The organism is Leucobacter sp. Ag1, assembly GCF_000980875.1.
Lineage (GTDB): Bacteria > Actinomycetota > Actinomycetes > Actinomycetales > Microbacteriaceae > Leucobacter > Leucobacter iarius.
On sequence record NZ_LAYO01000009.1, the window covers coordinates 1 to 1,059 of the forward strand.

General features: G+C 74.9%; 1 protein-coding gene and 2 pseudogenes. 2 read left to right on the plus strand and 1 reads right to left on the minus strand.

Annotation, left to right across the window (positions count from 1 at the left end):
* Together XM48_RS00025 and XM48_RS17255 are read left to right on the plus strand one after the other, a co-directional pair.
* Nucleotides 1–786, plus strand: a 786-nt coding sequence (locus tag XM48_RS00025; protein ID WP_046453724.1) for an ATP-dependent helicase C-terminal domain-containing protein, incomplete at its 5' end; no start/stop codon positions are given.
* Nucleotides 787–797: 11 nt separating this feature from the next.
* Nucleotides 798–929, plus strand: a pseudogene (locus tag XM48_RS17255) (YaeQ family protein); the annotation flags it as partial.
* A 1-nt stretch (nt 930) separates the two neighbouring features.
* Here XM48_RS17255 and XM48_RS18370 read toward each other — a convergent pair.
* A pseudogene (locus XM48_RS18370) lies at nt 931–1,059 on the minus strand (phosphopantothenoylcysteine decarboxylase); the annotation flags it as partial.

The following is a 1,059-nucleotide window of genomic DNA, read 5'->3' on the forward strand; positions in this document are numbered from 1 at the left end:
GCCGCCGCGCTCGCCGAGGACGACGCGCTGCGACTCGGCACGCACCAGCTGGTCGAGGAACGCACCACCGCCGTGGTGGACGGCAGGATCCGCGTGCGCCTGGTCCGGCGCCTCGGCGCGATCCCGCTCGCGTCGACGCCCACGGCGGCCCGGGCGGAGGACACCGGCCCGGCGTTCGCCGCGCACCTGCGCGAGCTCGGACTCGACGCCCTCGACTGGACGGAAGCAGCGCGGTCGCTGCGCGGACGCCTCGCCCTGCTGCGCCGCGAACTCGGCGAACCCTGGCCCGACGTGAGCGACACCGCGCTGCTCGACCGGATCGACGCGTGGCTCGGCCCCGACCTCGAGCGCATGCGCCCCGGCGGATCGCTGCGCCGGATCGACCTCGCGCAGGCGCTGCGCCGGCTGCTCCCCTGGCCCGAGGCGGCGCGGTTCGACGAGCTGGCCCCGGAGCGCCTGCCGCTCCCCTCCGGGTCCACCGCGCGCGTCGAGTATCCGCAGCCGACCGGGACCGACGACGCCGTCGAGCAGCCGGTCGTCTCGGCCAAGCTGCAGGAGGTCTTCGGCCTCGCCGAAACGCCCCGGCTCGCGGGCGGCCGCGTGCCGGTGCTGTTCCACCTGCTCTCGCCCGCCCGCCGCCCGCTCGCCGTCACCTCGGACCTGCGATCGTTCTGGAACGGCCCGTACCAGGAGGTGCGCCGCGAGATGCGGGGCCGCTACCCCAAGCACCCCTGGCCCGAGGATCCCTGGACCGCGCAGGCGACCGCGCGCACGCGCACCCGGTAGGCTCGAACGCTATGGCCATCGGATCGACGATTCATACCTTCACCGTGCAGCTCGCGGACGTCGATCGCGGGGTCTACGACGACTTCACGATCCGCGTCGCCCGGCATCCGTCCGAGACGGACGCGTACATGATGACCCGGATCCCCACGTGGGCCGGCCGATGAAGCGGAGCGCGGCCTCGGTGGGGACGACGTGCAGTTCGTGGCCCGCCTCGACGAGCAGCCCCGCGAGCAGGACCGCCTTGTACGCCGCGATCCCGCCGGCGCCTCCGAG